The 19,151-nt window shown below is 56.7% G+C and carries 23 protein-coding genes, 1 tRNA gene and 1 other annotated feature; of the genes, 17 read left to right on the top strand and 7 right to left on the bottom strand.

The genetic code is table 11. From position 1 onward, the window contains the following. The first annotated feature begins 98 nt into the window (after positions 1-98). The 8 genes from rpmG (at position 99) to rplL (ending at position 4,057) form a co-directional block, all read left to right on the top strand. Entirely contained in the window at positions 99-269 is a 171-nt protein-coding gene (gene rpmG / locus AC01YT_RS10740) for a 50S ribosomal protein L33 (RefSeq protein WP_054520124.1), read from the top strand. 53 nt (positions 270-322) lie between these two features. Beyond that, positions 323-396 (top strand) — tRNA-Trp (locus AC01YT_RS10745). Positions 397-459: 63 nt separating this feature from the next. Further along, entirely contained in the window at positions 460-804 is a 345-nt protein-coding gene (gene secE, locus AC01YT_RS10750) for a preprotein translocase subunit SecE (RefSeq protein WP_476675306.1), read from the top strand. Positions 805-830: 26 nt separating this feature from the next. Further along, positions 831-1,514, top strand: a complete 684-nt coding sequence (nusG, locus tag AC01YT_RS10755) for a transcription termination/antitermination protein NusG (RefSeq protein WP_476675308.1) — start codon at positions 831-833, stop codon at positions 1,512-1,514. Positions 1,515-1,592: 78 nt separating this feature from the next. Continuing rightward, positions 1,593-2,018 (top strand): 50S ribosomal protein L11, encoded by a 426-nt coding sequence (rplK, locus tag AC01YT_RS10760; RefSeq protein ID WP_476675310.1) that lies wholly within the window; start codon positions 1,593-1,595, stop codon positions 2,016-2,018. Positions 2,019-2,064: 46 nt separating this feature from the next. Further along, positions 2,065-2,784, top strand: a complete 720-nt coding sequence (rplA, locus tag AC01YT_RS10765) for a 50S ribosomal protein L1 (protein WP_424913638.1) — start codon at positions 2,065-2,067, stop codon at positions 2,782-2,784. Positions 2,785-2,833: 49 nt separating this feature from the next. Then, positions 2,834-2,983, top strand: a sequence feature (ribosomal protein L10 leader region). A 17-nt stretch (positions 2,984-3,000) separates the two neighbouring features. Beyond that, complete coding sequence (gene rplJ / locus AC01YT_RS10770; RefSeq protein ID WP_476675312.1) at positions 3,001-3,534, top strand: 50S ribosomal protein L10; 534 nt, start codon at positions 3,001-3,003, stop codon at positions 3,532-3,534. A 136-nt stretch (positions 3,535-3,670) separates the two neighbouring features. After that, positions 3,671-4,057 (top strand): 50S ribosomal protein L7/L12, encoded by a 387-nt coding sequence (rplL, locus tag AC01YT_RS10775; protein WP_315625393.1) that lies wholly within the window; start codon positions 3,671-3,673, stop codon positions 4,055-4,057. Positions 4,058-4,139: 82 nt separating this feature from the next. On the opposite strand, the gene AC01YT_RS10780 is transcribed toward rplL, so the two are convergent. The 4 genes from AC01YT_RS10780 to AC01YT_RS10795 all read right to left on the bottom strand — a co-directional run bounded on the left by AC01YT_RS10780 (position 4,140) and on the right by AC01YT_RS10795 (position 7,100). Then, on the bottom strand, positions 4,140-5,438 hold the full coding sequence (locus AC01YT_RS10780; RefSeq protein WP_476675315.1) for an NAD(P)/FAD-dependent oxidoreductase: 1,299 nt from the start codon (positions 5,436-5,438) through the stop codon (positions 4,140-4,142). 26 nt (positions 5,439-5,464) lie between these two features. After that, the gene (locus tag AC01YT_RS10785; RefSeq protein WP_476675317.1) at positions 5,465-6,499 is read right to left on the bottom strand and encodes a lysylphosphatidylglycerol synthase transmembrane domain-containing protein; all 1,035 of its coding nucleotides are present in this window, start codon (positions 6,497-6,499) and stop codon (positions 5,465-5,467) included. Between the two features lie 52 nt (positions 6,500-6,551). Continuing rightward, on the bottom strand, positions 6,552-6,692 hold the full coding sequence (locus AC01YT_RS10790) for a hypothetical protein (protein WP_476675319.1): 141 nt from the start codon (positions 6,690-6,692) through the stop codon (positions 6,552-6,554). A gap of 126 nt (positions 6,693-6,818) precedes the next feature. Further along, positions 6,819-7,100: an FmdB family zinc ribbon protein gene (locus AC01YT_RS10795; protein WP_476675321.1), complete on the bottom strand. Its 282-nt coding sequence runs from the start codon at positions 7,098-7,100 to the stop codon at positions 6,819-6,821. A gap of 217 nt (positions 7,101-7,317) precedes the next feature. Here AC01YT_RS10795 and AC01YT_RS10800 point away from each other — a divergent pair, with 217 nt between their 5' ends. After that, positions 7,318-7,821, top strand: coding sequence for a hypothetical protein (locus AC01YT_RS10800; protein ID WP_476675323.1), 504 nt, complete (start codon positions 7,318-7,320; stop codon positions 7,819-7,821). 147 nt (positions 7,822-7,968) lie between these two features. Next, positions 7,969-8,343 carry a nuclear transport factor 2 family protein gene (locus AC01YT_RS10805; protein WP_476675325.1) on the top strand — a complete coding sequence of 125 codons (375 nt, stop codon included), beginning with the start codon at positions 7,969-7,971 and terminating at the stop codon, positions 8,341-8,343. Here the strand turns inward: AC01YT_RS10805 and AC01YT_RS10810 are convergent. Next, the gene (locus AC01YT_RS10810; RefSeq protein ID WP_476675327.1) at positions 8,340-9,431 is read right to left on the bottom strand and encodes a GGDEF domain-containing protein; all 1,092 of its coding nucleotides are present in this window, start codon (positions 9,429-9,431) and stop codon (positions 8,340-8,342) included. The genes AC01YT_RS10805 and AC01YT_RS10810 overlap by 4 nt on opposite strands. 188 nt (positions 9,432-9,619) lie before the next feature. On the opposite strand from AC01YT_RS10810, the gene AC01YT_RS10815 reads away from it, so the two are divergent. Together AC01YT_RS10815 and AC01YT_RS10820 are read left to right on the top strand one after the other, a co-directional pair. Further along, the gene (locus AC01YT_RS10815; protein ID WP_476675329.1) at positions 9,620-10,264 is read left to right on the top strand and encodes a response regulator; all 645 of its coding nucleotides are present in this window, start codon (positions 9,620-9,622) and stop codon (positions 10,262-10,264) included. Positions 10,265-10,287: 23 nt separating this feature from the next. Further along, positions 10,288-11,148, top strand: a complete 861-nt coding sequence (locus tag AC01YT_RS10820) for an inositol monophosphatase family protein (protein ID WP_476675331.1) — start codon at positions 10,288-10,290, stop codon at positions 11,146-11,148. On the opposite strand, the gene AC01YT_RS10825 is transcribed toward AC01YT_RS10820, so the two are convergent. Continuing rightward, positions 11,093-11,689: a nitroreductase family deazaflavin-dependent oxidoreductase gene (locus tag AC01YT_RS10825; RefSeq protein WP_476675333.1), complete on the bottom strand. Its 597-nt coding sequence runs from the start codon at positions 11,687-11,689 to the stop codon at positions 11,093-11,095. The two genes, AC01YT_RS10820 and AC01YT_RS10825, sit on opposite strands and share 56 nt — an antisense overlap. Positions 11,690-11,876: 187 nt before the next feature. Here AC01YT_RS10825 and coaE point away from each other — a divergent pair, with 187 nt between their 5' ends. From coaE to der, 4 genes are read left to right on the top strand one after another with little or no spacing between them, the layout of a single operon-like run. Then, positions 11,877-13,016 (top strand): dephospho-CoA kinase, encoded by a 1,140-nt coding sequence (gene coaE / locus AC01YT_RS10830; RefSeq protein WP_476675335.1) that lies wholly within the window; start codon positions 11,877-11,879, stop codon positions 13,014-13,016. Between the two features lie 38 nt (positions 13,017-13,054). Then, on the top strand, positions 13,055-13,942 hold the full coding sequence (gene cdaA, locus AC01YT_RS10835) for a diadenylate cyclase CdaA (protein ID WP_476675337.1): 888 nt from the start codon (positions 13,055-13,057) through the stop codon (positions 13,940-13,942). Positions 13,943-13,945: 3 nt separating this feature from the next. Further along, on the top strand, positions 13,946-15,208 hold the full coding sequence (locus AC01YT_RS10840; protein WP_476675339.1) for a CdaR family protein: 1,263 nt from the start codon (positions 13,946-13,948) through the stop codon (positions 15,206-15,208). 15 nt (positions 15,209-15,223) lie between these two features. After that, the gene (gene der, locus AC01YT_RS10845) at positions 15,224-16,585 is read left to right on the top strand and encodes a ribosome biogenesis GTPase Der (protein ID WP_476675341.1); all 1,362 of its coding nucleotides are present in this window, start codon (positions 15,224-15,226) and stop codon (positions 16,583-16,585) included. On the opposite strand, the gene AC01YT_RS10850 is transcribed toward der, so the two are convergent. After that, a complete protein-coding gene (locus tag AC01YT_RS10850; protein WP_476675343.1) occupies positions 16,582-17,706 on the bottom strand; it encodes a VIT1/CCC1 transporter family protein in 1,125 nt (374 codons plus the stop codon). The genes der and AC01YT_RS10850 overlap by 4 nt on opposite strands. 259 nt (positions 17,707-17,965) lie before the next feature. On the opposite strand from AC01YT_RS10850, the gene AC01YT_RS10855 reads away from it, so the two are divergent. After that, positions 17,966-19,150, top strand: coding sequence for a L,D-transpeptidase (locus tag AC01YT_RS10855; protein ID WP_476675345.1), 1,185 nt, complete (start codon positions 17,966-17,968; stop codon positions 19,148-19,150). The last annotated feature ends 1 nt before the right edge of the window (position 19,151 follow it).

Genomic DNA, 19,151 nt, shown 5'->3' on the forward strand with positions numbered 1-19,151 from the left:
TCCGCGAAGGTGGCTTGACCGTGGGTGCCGGCGTCATCACCAAGATTCTGGATTAACGTTTGTGATTTGCCCGTAGGGGCTGAACGAGGTAAGAAGGTATGGCATCTAAAAAGAAAGATATTCGCCTGGTGATCACGCTGGCGTGCACCGATTGTAAGGAACGCAATTACACGACTGAGAAGAACCGCCGCAATGATCCCGGGCGCCTAGAAATCAAGAAATACTGTCCCCGCTGTCGCAAGCATACCTTGCACCGCGAGACGAAGTAGAATTCAGGTGCGTTATAACTCGTTTTTTGAGTTATAATAACGTAACGCAATGCAGGCCAGTAGCTCAATTTGGCAGAGCGCCTGTCTCCAAAACAGGAGGTTGTGGGTTCGAGTCCTGCCTGGCCTGCCTCAAGGAAGGGGACGCCGTCGGTAAAGGGACGGCGTCTGCCCTGAAAACAAGGAGTATGGTGTGGCGAAACAAACGGTGAAATCCAAGCCTAATACCAAACCCCAGGCTGCGGTGGTGGAAAAGCCCAAGGCGGTCGAAAAGCCGAAACCGGTTGAGAAGCCCAAAGTGGCGGAAAAGCCTAAGGCCGCAGAGAAGGCGCGCTCCGCTGAAAAGCCCAAGCAACCCAATGCTATTGTGCGTTGGTGGCGCGAAACAATGGGAGAACTCCGCAAGGTGACCTGGCCGACGCCTGAGGAAGCCTGGCGGTTGACCAAGATTGTGTTGGTAACCATGTTCGCCATGAGCGTGGCCTTTGGGTTGTTGGATTTCCTGTTCTCGTGGTTAATTCGGTTGATTCTGAGTTGATGCATTGTTGGGTGAGAGTGTAGGTGATGATGGTGCCAGAAGGCGAAACGAGCGAGAAGAAGCGAAAAACTTCGCGACGTAAGGCGCAGGAAAGTGCGCCTGCGGTGGCTTCCGACGCCGCGGCAAAAGTGGAAACCGGTAGCGCTTCCACGGTGGAGGGATATGAGCCCCTGGAGCAGACCAACAAGGAGCGCGCCTGGTATGTCATCCATTGCTACTCGGGGTACGAAAACAAGGTGCGCCACAACCTGGAGCAACGTATTGAAACCATGGGGATGAAAGACAAGATTTTTGAGGTCATCGTCCCCACCCAAGAAGAAATCGAGGTCAAGGATGGCAAGCGCCGCGTGGTGGAACGCCACGTATTTCCGGGTTATGTTCTGGTTAATATGATCCTGGACGATGAGTCCTGGTTTGTGGTGCGCAATACGCCCGGCGTGACCGGCTTTGTGGGTATGGGTAACCAGCCTACGCCCTTGCGTCCGGAAGAAGTGGCGCAAATTCTTAAGCGCATGGAGGCAGAAGCGCCACGGGTCAAGGTCACTTTCAAGGTTGGTGAGCGTGTGCGCATCATTGATGGGCCATTCAATGACTTCCGTGGCACGGTAGCCGATATTGACCAGGAGCGCAATAAGGTGCGCGTGATGGTCAACTTCTTTGGACGAGAAACGCCGGTGGAGTTGGACTTTTTGCAAGTGGAGAAAGCATAAACAACGGGCGCCAGCCCGTTTTTAGTGGGAGGGTGATCCCTCAAACACCCGCTAAAACCACGAAAGGAGTAGGAAACAGTGGCGAAGAAACTTAAAGCAGTCGTACGGTTGCAATTGGTGGCGGGAAAGGCGAATCCGGCCCCGCCGGTTGGCCCTGCTCTGGCCGGGCATGGGATCAACATCATGGCGTTCTGCAAGGAATACAACGCGCGCACGCAGAATCGTGCGGGTGAGATCGTTCCGGCGGAAATTAGCATCTACACCGATGGGTCATTCACCTTTGTGCTCAAATCACCACCAGCCTCGGTGTTGTTAAAGAAAGCCGCCGGAATTGAGAAAGGCTCTCCAGCGCCTAATCGGCAGAAGGTGGGCAAGGTCACCCGTGCCCAGATCCGCGAGATCGCCGAGATCAAAATGAAAGACATGAATGCCGTGGATCTCGAGGACGCCATGCGCCAAATCGAAGGCACAGCCCGCAATATGGGCATTGTTGTCGTTGACTAATCTTAGGTGGGAGGGCGTTCGCCCGTCAGAACCACGAGGAGAGACTATGGCAAAGCACGGAAAGAAATACCTAGCAGCAAAAGCAAAAGTAGATGCTGGTCGCGCTTATTCGCCGGAAGAAGCGCTGAAACTGGCGAAGGAAACCTCTATTACTAATTTTGATGGCACGGTAGAAGTGCACTTGCGCATGGGCCTGGATCCGCGTCAGGCCGATCAGCAAGTACGCGATGTGGTGGTGCTACCCCATGGCCTGGGCAAGACGGTGCGTGTGCTGGTCTTTGCCCAAGGTGAGGCGGCGGCCATTGCCCAACAGGCCGGTGCTGATTATGTGGCAGATAGTGATGAGTGGATCACCAAGATCCAGAACGGCTGGACCGACTTTGATGTTGCCATTGCTACCCCGGATATGATGAGCAAGGTTGGACGCCTGGGGCGCGTGCTCGGTCCGCGTGGCTTGATGCCGAACCCGAAGGCCGGCACGGTGGTGCAAGCGGATGACCTACCGCGTGTCATTCGTGAGGCTAAAGCGGGGCGCGTGGAGTTCCGCATGGATAAAACCGCTAACATTCACGTCCCGATTGGCAAGGTCTCGTTTGATGTGGATAAACTCTACGCCAACATGGCCGCGTTAATGGACGCCATTAAAAAAGCCAAGCCTGCTGCGGCCAAAGGGACCTACATCAAACGTGTCACCGTGACGACAACCATGGGACCTGGCATCCGGGTGGATCCAATTCAGGCACAATCTATGGTGGTCAAGGAGTGAGGTTAAGGCACAGGAACGCGAGAATTTAGGGTCGTGATCTGTGATTAACAAGTGAAAATTTACTTCACCGTAGAAAGCAGGTGCCCCGTAGGGGCTTAATATCCCGCCGAGGTGAAGACCAAGAGGAGAAAACTACCTTTACGGTAGATTCGAGGTCTTTGCCCGGCGCCTGCAGGCAAAGACCTTATTTTTTTTGTGGAAAGGAGGTGACATTCATTGGCCTTTACAAAGAAAGAAAAGACCCAAATGGTGGCGCGCTACGTCGAGTGGATCAAGGCCAGCCAGGCGATGGTCGTCCTTTCGTTCACCAAGATGAACATGAAGGAGATTGACGCCCTGCGGGCTAAGGTGCGCGAGGCGGGCGGGGAACTGCACGTGGTAAAAAACACCCTGGTCAAACTGGCGCTCCAAGAAGTGGGCTATCCCACCGATGGTCTGTTTGAGGGTTCGTCGCTGGTGGGCTTTGCCTTCCACGACGCGCCGGCGTTGGCAAAGGTGTTGAACGAAGCCACGCGCAACTCGGAAATCTTTGCTCTCAAAGGCGGATACCTGGGCCCACGGCGCATTACCGCCGAGCAGGTCAAAGCGCTGGCTGATCTACCACCGCTACCAGTCATGCGGGCGCAATTGCTGGGCGTTATCTCGGCTCCGGCAGCGCGCTTGGTGCGCACTCTGGCCGAGCCGGCCCGTGCGCTGGCCTCTGTGGTCAAGGCCTACTCCGAAAAGGAAGCCCAACCCGCAGCGGCTTAATCGTGTCGTCATATCCGGAAGCCCTCTCGTTCGTGGTCACGGAGGTCTAACCGGCAAAATGGATTACTACCAACCTGATGACGTTTTAGGGTGTCGCAATCTTAAAACAACTAGAAACTAAAGGAGATGATTAACCATGGCTGATCTCGAAAAACTGGTTGAAGAACTGAGCCAACTGACCGTCCTCGAAGCTGCGGAACTGGTCAAGAAATTGGAAGAGAAGTGGGGCGTTTCTGCCGCTGCGCCGGTCGCCGCGGTTGCGGCTGTTCCGGCTGCGGGTGCCGCTGCTGCCGCCGAACCAGTTGAGGAAAAGACCGAGTTCGATGTGGTGATCAAGGATGCCGGCCCCAAGAAGATCGAAACGATCAAGGTCATCCGCCAATTGACCAACCTGGGTCTGGTGGAAGCCAAGCAGATGGCCGAGACCGCGGGTGCCAAGGTGCTCACTGGTGTCAGCAAAGAGGTTGCCCAGGACGCCAAGGCCAAACTCGAAGCTGCCGGCGCTGTGGTCGAGATCGTCTAAGTCGTCACTGCTGGGTCCGACTCAAAAGCGGGTTAACCCTTATCGAGGGGAAACCCGCTTTGTGTTTTCGCAGGGTGGTAGGTCAGGCGGCAAAATCGTTTAGCATCAGCCGAGCAGCCTGACGCGCAATTTGGACCGCATAATTCGTGCCCCGATCCCAGGGGTAAACCTGGCTCATACTGGCAAAATACAAGCCGCGCAAAGGGGTGCGGATGGCGGGGATATTGCGGCTGTGGTTGATCAGTGGGATGGGTTGGGCATAAGGGGTGCGGAACAACCAGGCTTCGCGCACCCAATCCGTTGAGAACCGGGGGTTGAAGCGGGTAAGCGCCGGCAGGAAGCGCGCCAGCAGATCCTCCTGGCTCAGGCGAAAGTACTCATGATCCGGATCAAGGTAATCGCCACAATAGACGATGTGATCGCCGCCGAAGTGCTCTGGGGAAACAAAATTGGTGTGTTCCACCAACGCTAAGAAGGGGAAACCTGCGCTTTTAGGTAGGTTAAACCAATAGTAACCTTCTTCCGAGAGGCGATGCCGCAACGCCAACACCAAAGCTACCGCGCCCATGCTCTTCAGGCGCAATAATCCGTCTAAGTAATTGCCCGGTAAGTCGGGCGCCAGGCGGGCTAAGAGGGTGGGGCTGGTGGTGACCAGGCAGGCAGTAAAATCTTCCTGTACACCTCCGGGCAAGGTCAGCCTTACCCCTCCGTCGGCATAAGGGCGAATCTGTTCGACGGCGGTGCTCAGACGAAGGGTTACCCCCTGTTGTTGCAGATACGCGGCGAAAGCATCGGCGAAGGCTTGAAAGCCCCCCTCGAACGTTCCGAGGCGGGTGGTGCGGGCTTTGAGACGCGCCCAAAACCAGGCCATGTTAACCTCGGCATAATGCGGGCCAAACTTACCCACTAAAAGCGGTTCATAAAGAATGCCGTAGAGCCGCGCGCCATAATACTTGCGCAGCCAGGCGTCGGCGGTGTACTTTTCCAGCGGCTGCCATGGGGCCAGGTAGCGCAGGTAAGCGGTGACGAGGCCAAAGCGGGCCTTATCCAGCAAGGTGAAGCCGGGAAAGAGCAGTGCTGCAAGCGGGGAATCCAGAGGGTAGAAACGCTCGTTATAAAAGACCACGGTTTTCGGGCGTGGGAAGATCACCTTGTCCTGCCAGCCTAGTTCACGGATCAAGCCCAGCATGTCGCGGTCGCTTTGAAACCAGTGATGATAAAAACGCTCCACCGACCAGGACCAATGGGGGGCTTTGAATCCCGCCGAAAGCCCACCGACGTAGTCAGCCGCTTCGAAGATCGTGACGTCATGTCCTGCCTTACGCAAATCGTAAGCGGCGGCTAGTCCACCAAAGCCTGCTCCGATGATCGCAATTTTCATGAGTTCTCCCTCGCTGTGTGTGATGATCACAAGGTGGTTGGCGCCTCACGGCGCATTTGTTCCACCTCTTTACCCCAACGCAGGGGTTGACGCAGATAATAATAAAAACCGAGCACTGTAATCGGAAGCCACAGGGCCGCATGCAGCACCAGAGTATAACCCGCGGCGACCTCTCCTGGGACGCCATAAGCGATCAGCAGCGCGATGCCGGGAGCATCAAACGTGCCCACGTACCCCGGGGCGGAAGGCAGGGTTGTGGCCAGATTGACAATGCCGTTCATGAGCATCAAGGCAAAGAACGAGACCTCAAAGGAAAAAGCGTGCATGACAAACCAGTATTTGCCGGTTTCCAGTAACCAGATAATCACGGTGGTGATGAAGATCATCAACGCTTCCAATGGAGAGCGCAGGGCTTCTAAGCCACTGAGAAATCGCAGCGCCAAATCTAGCACCCGTTCGCGCAGGCGGGCGGGGAGCAGGTGGTGTACCAGCCAGGTGAGCAGGCGTTCTGCGGGGCGTGGGAACATCGCCGCTAACAGAAAGGCGAGCAGTGCCCCGACGAAAATCGCCGTGCCCCAGAGTGCAACATCGCGAATGCTCAGGTTACCCACCACGCCCGAGCCGTGGGTCAGGCGCGCCAGTTCACCCAGGTTGAGGAACACAAACGCCAGCATCACCACGCCGTCATAGATGCGTTCCACAATGATGGTGGCCAGTGAGGCTGAGATGGGGACCCCTTCGCGTTGTTTGAGCACTGCGGCGCGCAAGACTTCACCGGCGCGGGCAGGATAAATATTATTCCCCATGTAGCCGATGGCTACGATGGGGAACATAACGCGGGTGGGGATGGGCTTGAGCGGACGCAAAAGATAGTGCCAGCGCCAAGCGCGCACCCACACTCCTAAGAAATAAACTACCACGCCCGGTAATATCCACACGTATTGGGCGTCTTTCATCGCCTCCCAAACCAGGGGCAGATGCAGGTTGCGCAGGGCCAGGGTTAAGAAGACCAGGCTGATGATCAGCCCGAGCCAGAATTGCCAGCGTTTGAGGAATGACATGATGAAAGCGCCCCTGGACTGAAGTGGAAGGCGGCTTCTTGGCGCGCCTGTTTTAGAATTGCGCCACGGCGGTAATGATCATTGCCAGGATGATCATTACCGCCAGGGCGGCAAAGATATACTGCTGGATACGCTGTCGGCGTTGTTCGGCTTCTTTCCGGGTGAGTTTACCCGAGCGCGATTTCGATGCCATGAGTCTTATCCTCCAACCACTGATGATTTTACCCTAAAATCGGGCCCTATGTCAGGGAATGAAAAACCCGGGTTAGCCCGGGTTTGATGGAAACACTTGAACCCAAAAACCTGGAACAAAAGCCGATTAATCGGAGTTGGTGGTACTGATGGTTTTGCTCCCTTCGGTTGTGCTTTCGGTGCTCCTGCTCTCGCTGTGATGTGAGGACGAGCGGCTCGCCCCGGAGGGTGAACGGTGATCGGTAGCGTAGAAGCCCGAGCCCTTGAAGATGATGCCCACCGGTGCATAGACCTTATGCAGGGATTTCTTCCCGCACTCAGGACACCACGCCAGGGGCGGATCTGAAAAACGTTGATTGCGTTCGAATTGGACGCCGCAGTTATCGCACCGATAGGTATAGACCGGCATACGCTCACCTCCTTAAAGAAAGCACACCCAAAAACCCTAAGACAAGCCTAAATTGTAAGACGTTTGTGCCAGATTGACAAGGTTTTTAACATTGCAATTGGTTTACAGTGGAAACAAAAATGTCTGTTGATCCGTCTGTAAGCATGTGGATTATTGTACTCTATATTATTTTTTTGTTGGGAGGTAGACAATATCTCGATTGTTGCTTGGATTATCCTTGATCGGCGTATCGGTGCTGGTCAACGGTTGTATCCCTGTAATGTCAACCCTTCAACCTACGGTATCACCGACGATAACTGAAATTCCTTCGATGATAGTTACTCCACACACCTTTTTAATAACACCTACCGCAGTAACCGCGGTGTGGCAAGTAGCACCTTCGGTGAGCGTGGTTTATGACACGGCACGCTGGAAGTTTGATGAAGCACACAATTACTTGATATGGCAGGGGTCGCCGGAGTGCATTTTGGCTCAGGACGTCGGTCGTGGTGTGCCCGAGGATTGGCAGATTGCGGAGACTACAGTGAGGTTGGGTGAACGCCAAGCGCTAATCCGGACATTCACCGATGCGGCAGGACAGGTGCAGTTCTTGGTATTTTACCTGAAAGGGCTCGAATATCTCGAAAGTGAAGGTGTTTTGCTCCTCGTGCCCTCGGCGGATTGGGAAGCCTGTGTGGCAGAGGCTGAGAGTCTGCTAGCCCAAGTGCGTGGTACACCGTGAAGAGGGCAATGCTATAGAAATGCTTTCGCTAGGCCTTCTAAAATGGTTCTATAATAGTCATGAAGCTGCTTTCCAGTCTCCCTCACCGCGAAGTTTTTATTACTCTTGAGTGGATTGTCCCAGGATCAATTTGCGGGAGGATCTTCCATGCGAATGGACAAAATAGAGGCAGCGACACGGTTGGTGTTGGCTTTCAATGAGGCGTTCAACCGCCATGATGTGAACGCCATGATGGCATTGATGAGCGAGGATGTGGTGTTTGAAAACACCCATCCCGCTCCCGATGGTACGACGTATTGCGGAAAAGAGGCGGTTACCCGCTTCTGGGAAGACTTCTTTCGCCAGTCACCGCAGGCTCACATGGAAATTGAGGAAATTTTTGGTATGGGATTTCGCTGTGTGATGCGCTGGCGCTACACGTGGGTGGATGCAGAGGGCAAGCCAGGACATGTGCGTGGCGTGGATATCTACCGCATTAAAGAGGGACGCATCTGCGAAAAACGCTCTTACGTCAAAGGCTAAGGGGTTTCCCATTCCACTCGATTGCGCCCATTGTTTTTGGCGCGGTAGAGCGCCAGGTCAGCGCGTTTGGTCACGCTTACAAGGGTATCGTGCTCGCGGCTCAGGGTAACCCCAAAGGATGCTGTTACGGGAATGTTCTGATTAAAGTCATGTGTTTCGATCGCTTCACGCAGCCGCTGGGCTAAATGGAGGGCGCTTTGAGCCTCCTCTTCGGTTGCCAAGATTAGAAATTCCTCACCCCCCCAACGCCCGAGGACATCCCCAGCCCGAATCTGACGCTGCAGACATTCCCCCACCTCGCGCAGGATAATATCACCGATTTCATGGCCGAACGTGTCATTGATCAACTTGAAGCGATCCACGTCGGCTAGGATAATGGTAAAGGGCTGTCGGCGTGCTAGGTAGTCCTCCAACCGCTGGGTTAGCCCACGCCGGTTGGGCAGATGAGTCAGGCTGTCGGTGTGGGCTATCTGGTGCATCTGATTAGCCGCCGCTAGCGTACGGCTAAAATCATCCTTGGTGCGGGCAAGGACAAACAACAGGAATGAAATGGCTACCAGGCGCACCTCAAGGCGGATGAATTCCACGCCTAGGGTGGCCGGGCCATGCCAGAATCGCCAGACCCCCGAAAGGGTGGTGAGGAGCAATAACGCGATACTAAATCCTAGTGCAGCACGACGATCGAGCGCAATATAGCTGATGATGAGCAAAATGGCAATAACCCAGAAGACCGCTTCCACTTCGTTCCAAACGTGAGCCGGATCGGGTACGAGGAACCACAGATAGATCAATTTGCCCAGGAACAACAGACTTACCGCTGTGAGAACAGAGCGCTCGATCCAGGCCAAGGGGATACGCTTCCAGAGCAGAGCAGCACTCCAAAAAATGCCGGCCAGGATCAAGAATGGATAGGCGAGGGCAATAAAAGGACTATCCGCGCGATGTTGTAGCCAGACGGCTAAAATGGAGGGCAGACCGGCCAAGCTGGCGATCAGGTAGAAAATACGGCGTCGCGATTCCCAGTGCTGGGTGATCTCGAGCGGGGTTTCAGAGGAAGGGTGGGGTGGGAAGGGTGAGTCAAAAGGCACAACAGGCCTTGCGCTTTGGTCTTTGGGATGCTGATGATGCTATTATCGCATAAGCGGGTGGGATTGCACAAGTCCATTGTCGTATTTTTACCGAACTTCTCCAATCATTTCGATGCATTGCAAAACTGTAAGGTTTGTGCAAGAGGAAGTTCTTGCCGTAAGGGCTAAAGGCGGCTAAAATCAGAGACATGAACATCCCCTATGGCCCGATTCTGATCGTTGAAGATAACCCTAATGTGCGGGAACTGCTTGAAGTCACCCTGCACTTCAAGGGCTATCCGGTTGTGACGGTATCCAACGGTCAGGAGGCATTGGGTTTTTTGACTCGTGAGCATCCGGCGTTGATTGTGACCGATATCCTGATGCCTAAAATGGATGGGTTTGCGCTGGTACATGCCCTGCGCAAAGATCCGCGCACGACCCACATTCCGGTGATCTTTATCTCAGCCACGTACGTTACTCCTGAGGACAAGGCGTTTGCCATGAGCCTGGGGGCGGTGCGGTTCATCGAAAAACCTATTGATACCGAGGATTTCTTGCTCACTATAGCCGAGGTATTAACCCAGGACCTGGCCGCCGCGCCACCGCCTCTGGATGATCTGAACTTCTACCGCGGCTACCGCGAGCGTCTGGAATACAAATTGCGTCACAAACAGACCCAAATTGCGCGTATTGAACGCCTGCTACAAACCTTGCCGGAAGAACAGCGTGCTGCCTTTGAACTCTTGAAAGCGCGCACGCTAGAAGACCGTGAAGAAATCCGACGCGAATTGGAACAACTTTATCGCATTTTGGGTGAAGAGGCGCGCTTCTCAGGTGCCAATTCATCTTAATCCCCAAAAATTAGAGGTGGCTCATGTCAAGGCTTCCGAACGTGGAAGAAGTCATCGCCTGGGCGCGCGAAGCCGGGCATCTTTTGATGCAGGGGTTGGGACGGGCTCACGATATTCGCTATAAAGGCCTCACCGATCCGGTGACCGAGATGGATCGGGTCTCCGAGGCATTGCTGATTCAGCGCATTCGCGCGGCCTTTCCCGATCATACCATCATCACTGAAGAGAGCGGCACCCTTGGCAAGGGAGATGACACCTGCTGGTATATTGACCCACTGGATGGGACGGTTAATTACGCCCATGGATTGCCGATTTTCGCCGTCTCGGTGGCGTTTGTACACGCGGGGATTCCTCAGGTGGGGGTGGTGTATGACCCCAGCCGTGATGAATGCTTTTATGCTATGCGCGGAGCGGGGGCATTTTTAAACGGCCGTCCTATCCATCCTTCGGAGGCCACAGAACTCATTCGCAGTCTGCTGGTTACCGGCTTCCCCTACGATATGAGCGGACGTGAGCCGGATAACCTGGATCTCTATGCCCATTTTGCCCGCCGCAGTCAGGGCGTTCGCCGCTTGGGTTCAGCGGCATTGGATTTATGTTATGTGGCGGCGGGCCGACTGGACGGGTACTGGGAGATGGGCGTTGCCCCTTGGGACATTGCCGCTGCCATGGTGATTGCGGAGGAGGCGGGAGTGGTCGTGACTCGCCTGACGGGCGAGCCGAATCCGTTGGTTGTGCCATGCAACCTGCTGGCGGCTAACCCAGGGCTTTATCCTCACCTACTGGCTGAGGTTCGGATGGTCTTAGGAACGGACACAACGCCCACAATCAGCGCTTCGGGCGAAGACGGCCGCGGCGCGCGCGCAGCCAGACCCACAGCGTGATCAGCGGCCAAACCCAAGCCAGGTCGCCCGGGCCATTAGCCCCGGTGCGGGGAGCGACTCGGCGCAGGCGGATGACACGGTAGGAAGCCGTGCGTTGGCGTAAAAGATTTTCTTCCAGGCGCGGACTAACCCCAAAGAGAGATGCCGCCGGGCCACTGGATGCCAGGACGGCTTTGAGCGCCTCCCAACGTAGTTCGGGTTCCAGAATCTCCTCGGCCAGGCCAACCCACCAGCCATCTGGTAGCCACAGTTCTACCTGTGGGTTGGCTAAGAGGTTGCGGTACCAATCGCAGGTCGGGCCAAAGCCGGCGACGCAATAGATTTCACCATTACGCAGGGCGTAGTTGAGCGGGGTGTAATAGCGTTTACCACTTCGACGACCGCTATGGACCAGGATGAGGATGCGCCCGCTCAACGTTGGCCAGAAATTGAACCAAGGCCCTAGCCCAAGTCGCCACAGCAGAACCATAACCCGATTAAAAGAGCGAAATAAGCGCGCTAGGGGGTGGGTGGGGATGGGCTTGTGAGGTTGACCGGACATAATCGCCTCCATAACTATTGTATCCACCTTCATGATTTTTCCTTAACAGTTTTGTCATTAATCTTTGACATTCTGCCCAGGCAAGGCTAAAATCAGGCATGAAGGTGGTCGGAAAAGGGGGCCGTGGTTTCGGGCCGTCCGACTGAGGCAGAACGACCGCGTTGGTTCTGGGAGGCTAGAGTAGGCCGTGAGTCAATGGCCGGGTAAGTACGTCATTGGGTTGACCGGTAATATTGCAACCGGGAAGAGCGTCGTACGGCGGATGCTAGAGCACTTGGGTGCCTATGGGATTGATGCCGATGCACTGGCACATCGTGCGATAGCCCGCGGGGCACCGGGCTACCAACCGGTGGTGGATCTTTTTGGCCGTTATATCCTGGGACCAGATGGCGAAATTGATCGCCGTCGCTTGGGAAAGATTGTTTTCAATGATCTGGTCGCGTTGGCCGATTTGGAACGCATTGTTCATCCGTTGGTGGCGCAGGCGATTGATTTTCTGGTGCGTCGTGCCAGCCAACCCGTCGCAGTAATTGAAGCGATCAAGTTAGTCGAGGCGAACCTGCATCGGGCTTGTGACAGTTTGTGGGTGGTCTATGCGCCGCCGGAGGTGCAATTGGCCCGCCTCATGCGTACTCGCGGACTGACAGAAGCCGAGGCGCGTCAGCGGATGGCGGCACAGCCTCCCCAAGAGCAGAAAATGGCCCTGGCCGATGTGATCATCCGCAACGCCGGTACCTTTGAAGAGACTTGGAAACAGGTGGTGGTGGCGTGGCAGCGCCTGGTGCCAGTGGCTGAGGCCGCGGCACCGGCAGCGGATGTGATGAGCGGTGAACGGCTGGCACTGACGGTGGTGCGGGGACGGCCGCGGGACGCAGCTCAGATTGCGGCATTGATCAATCGGTTGCGTCCAAAGGCGCCCCCGCTCACCGCAGAGGATATTATGGCCGCCTTTGGTGAAAAGGCGTTTTTACTGTTACGAAACAACACCACCTTGCAGGGCGTGATCGGATGGCAGGTGGAGAACCTGGTGGCGCGCACTACCGAAATCTTGCTTGAACCGACCCTGCCCCTAAAATCAGCGCTTACCTTACTGATCCAAGAGATGGAGCGCGCCTCGAAGGATTTGCAGTGCGAGGTATCACTGGTGTTTGTGACGCCGGAACTGGCGCGGCAGGAACTCATTTGGCGTGAATTGGGATATAAGATCACCACGCCGGAGCGGTTGGAGGCTCTGGCCTGGCAGGAAGCGGCCCGCGAATCAATGCCGCCGGGGACGGTGTTGTTGTTTAAAAAGTTACGTCAGGAACGCATTTTACGTCCAATTTAGCGTCTCATAGAGATCGATGAGCAAGGAAAAAGGTTGCCGTGCCGGATATCTTAGGTGAATTGCTCTTTATCTTCCAGCGCTTTAACTGGTTGAGCGCGCTGGATCTGTTCCTGGTGACCATGGTTTTTTTCGGGATCCTGATGCTGTTGCGTGATACCCAGGCGTTGGTATTGCTGCGAGGGATCCTCCTGCTTATTGTGTCGCTCAGTCTGGTAACCAGCCTGATAGATTTGCCGGCATTTTCCTGGCTGATCCGCACTGCCCTGCCCACCCTCGTGCTGGCGATCCCGGTGATTTTTGCGCCGGAGATTCGGCGTGGATTGGAGCGGTTGGGGCGTGCCGGTAGTGCGCAGGGCTGGCTGTGGCGGGCACCGAGTACGACCGAAGCGGTTCAGCGCACCATCCGTGCGGTGGTGAGCGCCTGCGCGCGGCTCTCGGCGCGGCAACATGGGGCGTTGATCGTCTTTCAGCGTGGGGATAGCCTGGAAGAATATGCCCGCACGGGTGTCACCCTCAATGCGGAGGTGACCGCCGAGTTGCTGTTGCAGATTTTTTACCCCAATACCCCGTTACATGATGGCGCGGTGATCATTGCCGACCAGCGCATTGTAGCGGCAGCGTGCGTGATGCCTCTTTCATCCAGCGGCATTCTCAACCATTCGCCAGAACGGCAGATGGGCTTGCGCCACCGCGCGGCTTTGGGGACATCTGAAGCGACCGATGCGGTGGCGGTAGTGGTCTCCGAGGAAACCGGGGCGATTTCGGTCGCCCATGGGGGGCGGATCATCCGCCGTCTGGATGCAGAACGACTGGAAAACATCCTGATGGCCTTCTACCAGCCGCCGGTGCAGACCTCGCGCAGTTTGCTGGATTTAATCCGCGCGGCGCGGCAGCCCACTCCCACGCGGCCTAAAAAGGAGGATTGAGGGATGATTTGGGGTTGGTTACGGCGTGCCTGGCGAATGGTTCCGGCGTTTATAACCGCCTTTCTGCTGGCGCTGGCGGTGTGGGTCTCGGCAGTGACGGCCAATGATCCCAACGAGGAGGCGGTATACCCCCGTCCTATTCCAATTACAGTGGTGGGCAAAGATCCGAATCTGATTCTCAGTCCTGAGAACTTGAACAGTGTGGCTCTGAGCTTGCGTGCGCCGCGTTCACTGTGGAACTCCCTGATCAACGAACCCGATGCCGTGCGCGCGGTGGTGGATTTAACCGGGCTGGCGCCGGGCACTTATGCTGTACCGGTGCAGATTCAAATCGGCCTGCGCCCGGTGCGCGTGGTTTCGTACACCCCGAAGACGGTCACCGTTAACTTGGAACGGTTGGAGAACCGTGAGATGCCGGTCAAACTGGTGGTGAACGGCACGCCGGCTGCCGGTTATAGCGCCGACCCACCGCAGTTGGACCGCGCGACGGTGATCGTGAGCGGTCCGCAATCTCAGGTTCAAAAGGTGGCTGAGGTCGAAGCCGTGTTGGACATCGGCGGCGCCAGTGAGAGCCTGACGCGTACCCTGGCCTTGCAAGCCTTGGATGCCAATGGCAACCCGGTTAGCGGTTTGACCTTAGTACCGGATCGAGTAACGGTCTCGGTTTCTATTCGTCAACGCTTCGGTTACCGCAATGTCGTGGTCAAGGTGGTGCTGCAAGGGCAGGTTGCCAGCGGTTATCGCTTGACCAACATCGCTGTCTTCCCCCCCGTGATTACCGTATTCTCAGAAGATCCCCAAAGTGTAACCGACCTGCCTGGCTATATTGAGACTGTCCCGGTGGATATTACGAACGCCAAAGATGACTTAGACGTGCTGGTGCCTCTCAACTTGCCGCCCGGGATTTCGGTGGTCGGTGATCAGACTCAGGTGCTCGTGCGGGTGGGGGTGGCGGCTATCGAGAGTAGCGTGACCCTGCCCAATTTGCGGGTTGAGGTCAGTGGTCTGGCGCCAGGTTATGCGGCCACGGTCTCTCCGGAGGCGCTGACGGTGATCCTCAGTGGCCCGGTGGCGCTGCTGGATCGGTTACAACCAGGCGACGTTCGCGTGGTCGCCAATGTGCAAGACCTGCCGCCGGGGACACACCAGGTGACACCTGTGGTGGAGATTCTATTGAGCGATCTTCGGGTAGAATCCATCCAGCCGGAGACGGTGGAGGTGGTGATCACGCGTTCCACCGCCGCCACCCCGACCCGCAGACCCTGATGCAAGGAAGGTCATATGTCCAAACCCCTGGTTGCGTTGGTTGGTCGCCCCAATGTGGGCAAGAGCACCTTGTTCAACCGCCTGGTGGGTGAGCCCCTGGCGATTGTGGATGGCACCCCCGGCACTACGCGCGATCGTCTGATCGCCGAAGCCGAGTGGACCGGTCATCCCTTCCTAGTCGTGGATACGGGCGGGATTGATCCACGGGTGGGGGGAGAGCGCCCGCTCTCTGTAGGTTCAGCGGACTATATTGATCAAATCCGGGCACAGGCTGAAATGGCCATTGAGGACGCAGACGTGGTGCTGTTCCTGGTGGATGCTAATGACGGCGTAACCCCAGCGGATCAAGAGGTGGCTAATCTGATTCGCCGCAAACAGCGGATGGTGGGAGGGCAGCCTCAGCCGCCGGTATTGTTGGTGGTGAATAAAGCCGATAACGAGAGTTTGCGTCAGCAGGCAGCGCAATTCTATGAATTGGGGTTGGGTGAACCGTATCCGGTCTCGGCACTGCACGGCCTGGGGATTGGCGATTTGTTGGATGAGGTGGTGGCGCGCTTTCCGGCGGCAGTAGAAACCGAAGAAGAGGAAGCGGTCAAGATTGCTATCGTTGGACGGCCTAATGTGGGCAAATCCAGCTTGCTCAACCGCCTGGTGGGTGAGGAACGGGCGATCGTCAGCCCAATTGCTGGTACAACCCGCGATGCAATTGACACACCTATCGAGTATCAGGGGATTCCCATTGTACTGATTGATACCGCCGGCATCCGCCGCCGTGGACGGATTGAACCAGGGGTGGAGAAGTACAGCGTTCTGCGCACCCTGCGCGCAATTGAACGCTCTGATGTGGCTTTACTGATGATTGATGCCATCGCCGGGGTCACCGCGCAAGATGCCCACATCGCCGGCTACATTCTGGACGCCAACAAGAGCGTGGTGGTGCTGGTCAATAAGTGGGACGCAGTGACCAAAGACTCCCAGACGATGCAGGAGTACACCCAGCGCATTCGCCAGGAATTGAACTTCATGGATTACGTGCCCATCCTGTTTATCTCGGCCAAGACCGGTCAGCGGGTGGATCAGGTGCTCCCGCTGGCGCTCAAAGTACAGGAAGAACGCCTGGCACGCTTACCCACAGCGCATCTCAACCGCATTTTACAGGCGGCGCAAGATGCGCATACGCCGACCTCACGCACGGGCAAAAGCCTGCGCATTTACTACGGCACGCAGGTGCGCACTGATCCGCCGACCTTTCTGATCTACGTTAATGATCCTAAACTGGCGCACTTTACCTACTTGCGCTACCTTGAAAACTGCATCCGGCGCGAATATCCCTTTACCGGGACGCCGATACGTCTGGTGCTGAAGCCGCGCCGCTAGCCGGCAATGCCTACCCCGATCAACCGCCCAATACCAAAGGTGACTGCGGCGGCCAGCAGACCGAAGACGACCATGCGCAGGCCAGAGTAGAGCACGCTGCGTCCGGTGAAGAGGGTGATCACAGCGCCCAGGCCGAAGAGTGCCAGGATGCTGAAAAGGATGCTGGCGATAACGGCGCTGAAGCCACTGAAAAAGGCAAAGGGCAGTACCGGGAAAATAGCCCCGAGGGCGAAGAGGATGAACGATGTTAATGCGGCTTCCCAGGCCGAGCCCCCCAGTTCTTCGGGGTCTACGCCGAGTTCCTCGCGTGCCAGCGTATCCAGCGCGTTTTGCGGATCGGCCAGGATTTGCGCCGCCAGGGCTTTGGCTTGGGCGGGATCAAGCCCGCGCGCCTCGTAGATAAGAGCCAGTTCTTCCGCTTCTTCTTCCGGCGCTTGTTCAATTTCTTCGGCTTCAATCTTGATCTGGTGGCCATAGAGTTCGCGTGCACTTTGCACCGAGAGCCACTCGCCCAGAGCCATGGAGATGGCGCCGGCGAGTAGCCCGGCCAGCCCGGTGATGAGCACGGTACGGTTATCCAGCGCGGCACCAGCCACCCCCATCACCAGGCTGAGGTTGGAGACCAGGCCATCGTTGGCACCGAGGACAGCAGCGCGCAGGGCGTTGCCGCCGGTGGCGCGGTGGCGGCCCTCTAGTTGCGCTAGTGCACTGCCTGAAAGACCGCCGCGGGCGAGGCGGGCGAGTTGCCCCAGGACGAGGGCGTGCCCCTGTTCCTGGCGGCTCATTGCCGCTGGGGCACCCTGCTGGGCGTAATCACTGGCGCCGCCGCTTTCCATGGCTTGCAGTGAGGGTAAGACGAGTGAGGGGCCAAAGCGCCGTGCTAACCAGAGCAGGATGCGCGTGCGCAGTGGTGGGTGAAATTCAGGCACCTGACCCCCGGCAGCGCGGATGCGCTCTGCCCAGGTATCGGCGTGGCGCACTTCGGTCTCGGCCATGCGGCGGAAGATCTCGCGCAAGCGTTCATCGCTCTCACGCTCGGCCAGGGTTTGGTAGATCAGGGCACTGTTGCGTTCATCGAGGTAATTTTCGATCAGGGTTGGGAGGGGAAGGGAGGAGGGCATGGGGGAACCTGCTGGATTATGAGTATGATGCCTGAGATTTGGGCTCAATTCAAGTGACTATGTAAATTATAGCAGTGTAACCTTTTTACCCGTATGGTCTCTGGGAACAAAATCTTATCTGTGACTTTTTGAGTGAGAAAGGGTTATTTTGATTATGGGCTGGTGGTCCTTAAAAAATTGTGGCTACCACTCTTGTCTTGACCCCCTATCTTCTACACAGGTATAATCCACCCATGCCGGTTAAAAAAGGTGTCTGAGGATGCGTAAAGCCTGGGTTTTGGTTGTGGGAATAGGAGCGGGGCTGTTGCTGGCACTGGGGGTGAGTCGTGCTGTGCAAGCCCAAACGGATGCCCCGCCCTGGCGCGAGTCGTACAGTGGGCTGCCGCTGTGCTTGCCCGGGGTTTATCTTAGCGATCCTGGCGATTGCCTGCCGCTGGGGCCTTCACAGCGCTTGACGGCCTGGGCGCGTCTGGGGCTGACCTTACCCCCGCGCCCGTTGCCCACTTCCACGCCCGATCCAGCGCTGAACGACAGCCCGGTGCTGATCGCACGCATTAACCTGCCGGCGGAAGAGCCAGCCCCGCTGTATGCCTCGCTGGATGACGCCGTGGCTGGGCAGAATCCGGTGCGGTTTATTGATCCCGGGCCGCTGCGTTACGTCTCTTTTGTGGAAGTGCAACGCGTAAACGGCAAGCCCTATGTGCGTCTGCGCTCCGGGGAATGGTTGCGCGCTTCGCCGATTGCCTATTCCACCTTCCAGGGGTTGATCTTTCATGCTACCCCAAACCATGACTTTGGTTGGATTGTAGATCTGGCCGGTCCGGCCGAGGTGCGCTCGGCGCCGAGGTATGATGCCCCCAAAACCGGCCTAGTGCTCAGGCGCTATCAAGTCGTGCCGATCTACACTGTACAGCGAGTGGGTAATATGGATTGGTACCTGATTGGGCCGGATCAATGGATTGAACGTACCTTTATTCGTCAGGTGCGCGTCAACCCGACCCCACCTCCCGGTGTGGAGGGTGACCGCTGGATCGAGGTCAACCTGTATGATCAGACGCTGGCGGTCTATGATCGGGGACAACTGGTTTTTGCTACCCTGATTGCCAGCGGAGGTGAGCCTTTTTACACCCGTCCCGGTCTGTTCCAAATCTACAAGAAGAAACCGACCGAGACGATGAGTGGCGCTTTTGCCGCCGACCGCTCGGATTATTACTACCTGGAAGACGTGCCCTGGACGATGTACTTTGACCAGGCGCGGGCACTGCACGGGGCCTACTGGCGCGCCTGGTTCGGCTTTCCCCAGACGCACGGTTGTGTCAACATGTCCCTCGGCGATGCCCATTGGCTCTTTGAATGGGCACGTGAGGGCGATTGGGTTTATGTCTGGGATCCCTCCGGTCAGACGCCAACCGATCCCTCGCTCTACACACCAGGTGGGGCTTAGT

This window comes from Thermanaerothrix sp., assembly GCF_056331585.1.

Excerpts from the sequence above, each read along its gene's own strand:
- rpmG (WP_054520124.1), top strand. The coding sequence starts at position 99 with ATGGCATCTAAAAAGAAAGATATTCGCCTGGTGATCACGCTGGCGTGC.
- nusG (WP_476675308.1), top strand. The coding sequence starts at position 831 with ATGATGGTGCCAGAAGGCGAAACGAGCGAGAAGAAGCGAAAAACTTCG.
- rplA (WP_424913638.1), top strand. The coding sequence starts at position 2,065 with ATGGCAAAGCACGGAAAGAAATACCTAGCAGCAAAAGCAAAAGTAGAT.
- rplL (WP_315625393.1), top strand. The coding sequence starts at position 3,671 with ATGGCTGATCTCGAAAAACTGGTTGAAGAACTGAGCCAACTGACCGTC.
- AC01YT_RS10780 (WP_476675315.1), bottom strand. The coding sequence starts at position 5,438 with ATGAAAATTGCGATCATCGGAGCAGGCTTTGGTGGACTAGCCGCCGCT.
- AC01YT_RS10785 (WP_476675317.1), bottom strand. The coding sequence starts at position 6,499 with ATGTCATTCCTCAAACGCTGGCAATTCTGGCTCGGGCTGATCATCAGC.
- AC01YT_RS10790 (WP_476675319.1), bottom strand. The coding sequence starts at position 6,692 with ATGGCATCGAAATCGCGCTCGGGTAAACTCACCCGGAAAGAAGCCGAA.
- AC01YT_RS10795 (WP_476675321.1), bottom strand. The coding sequence starts at position 7,100 with ATGCCGGTCTATACCTATCGGTGCGATAACTGCGGCGTCCAATTCGAA.
- AC01YT_RS10805 (WP_476675325.1), top strand. The coding sequence starts at position 7,969 with ATGCGAATGGACAAAATAGAGGCAGCGACACGGTTGGTGTTGGCTTTC.
- AC01YT_RS10815 (WP_476675329.1), top strand. The coding sequence starts at position 9,620 with ATGAACATCCCCTATGGCCCGATTCTGATCGTTGAAGATAACCCTAAT.
- AC01YT_RS10820 (WP_476675331.1), top strand. The coding sequence starts at position 10,288 with ATGTCAAGGCTTCCGAACGTGGAAGAAGTCATCGCCTGGGCGCGCGAA.
- AC01YT_RS10825 (WP_476675333.1), bottom strand. The coding sequence starts at position 11,689 with ATGTCCGGTCAACCTCACAAGCCCATCCCCACCCACCCCCTAGCGCGC.
- AC01YT_RS10840 (WP_476675339.1), top strand. The coding sequence starts at position 13,946 with ATGATTTGGGGTTGGTTACGGCGTGCCTGGCGAATGGTTCCGGCGTTT.
- der (WP_476675341.1), top strand. The coding sequence starts at position 15,224 with ATGTCCAAACCCCTGGTTGCGTTGGTTGGTCGCCCCAATGTGGGCAAG.
- AC01YT_RS10850 (WP_476675343.1), bottom strand. The coding sequence starts at position 17,706 with ATGCCCTCCTCCCTTCCCCTCCCAACCCTGATCGAAAATTACCTCGAT.
- AC01YT_RS10855 (WP_476675345.1), top strand. The coding sequence starts at position 17,966 with ATGCGTAAAGCCTGGGTTTTGGTTGTGGGAATAGGAGCGGGGCTGTTG.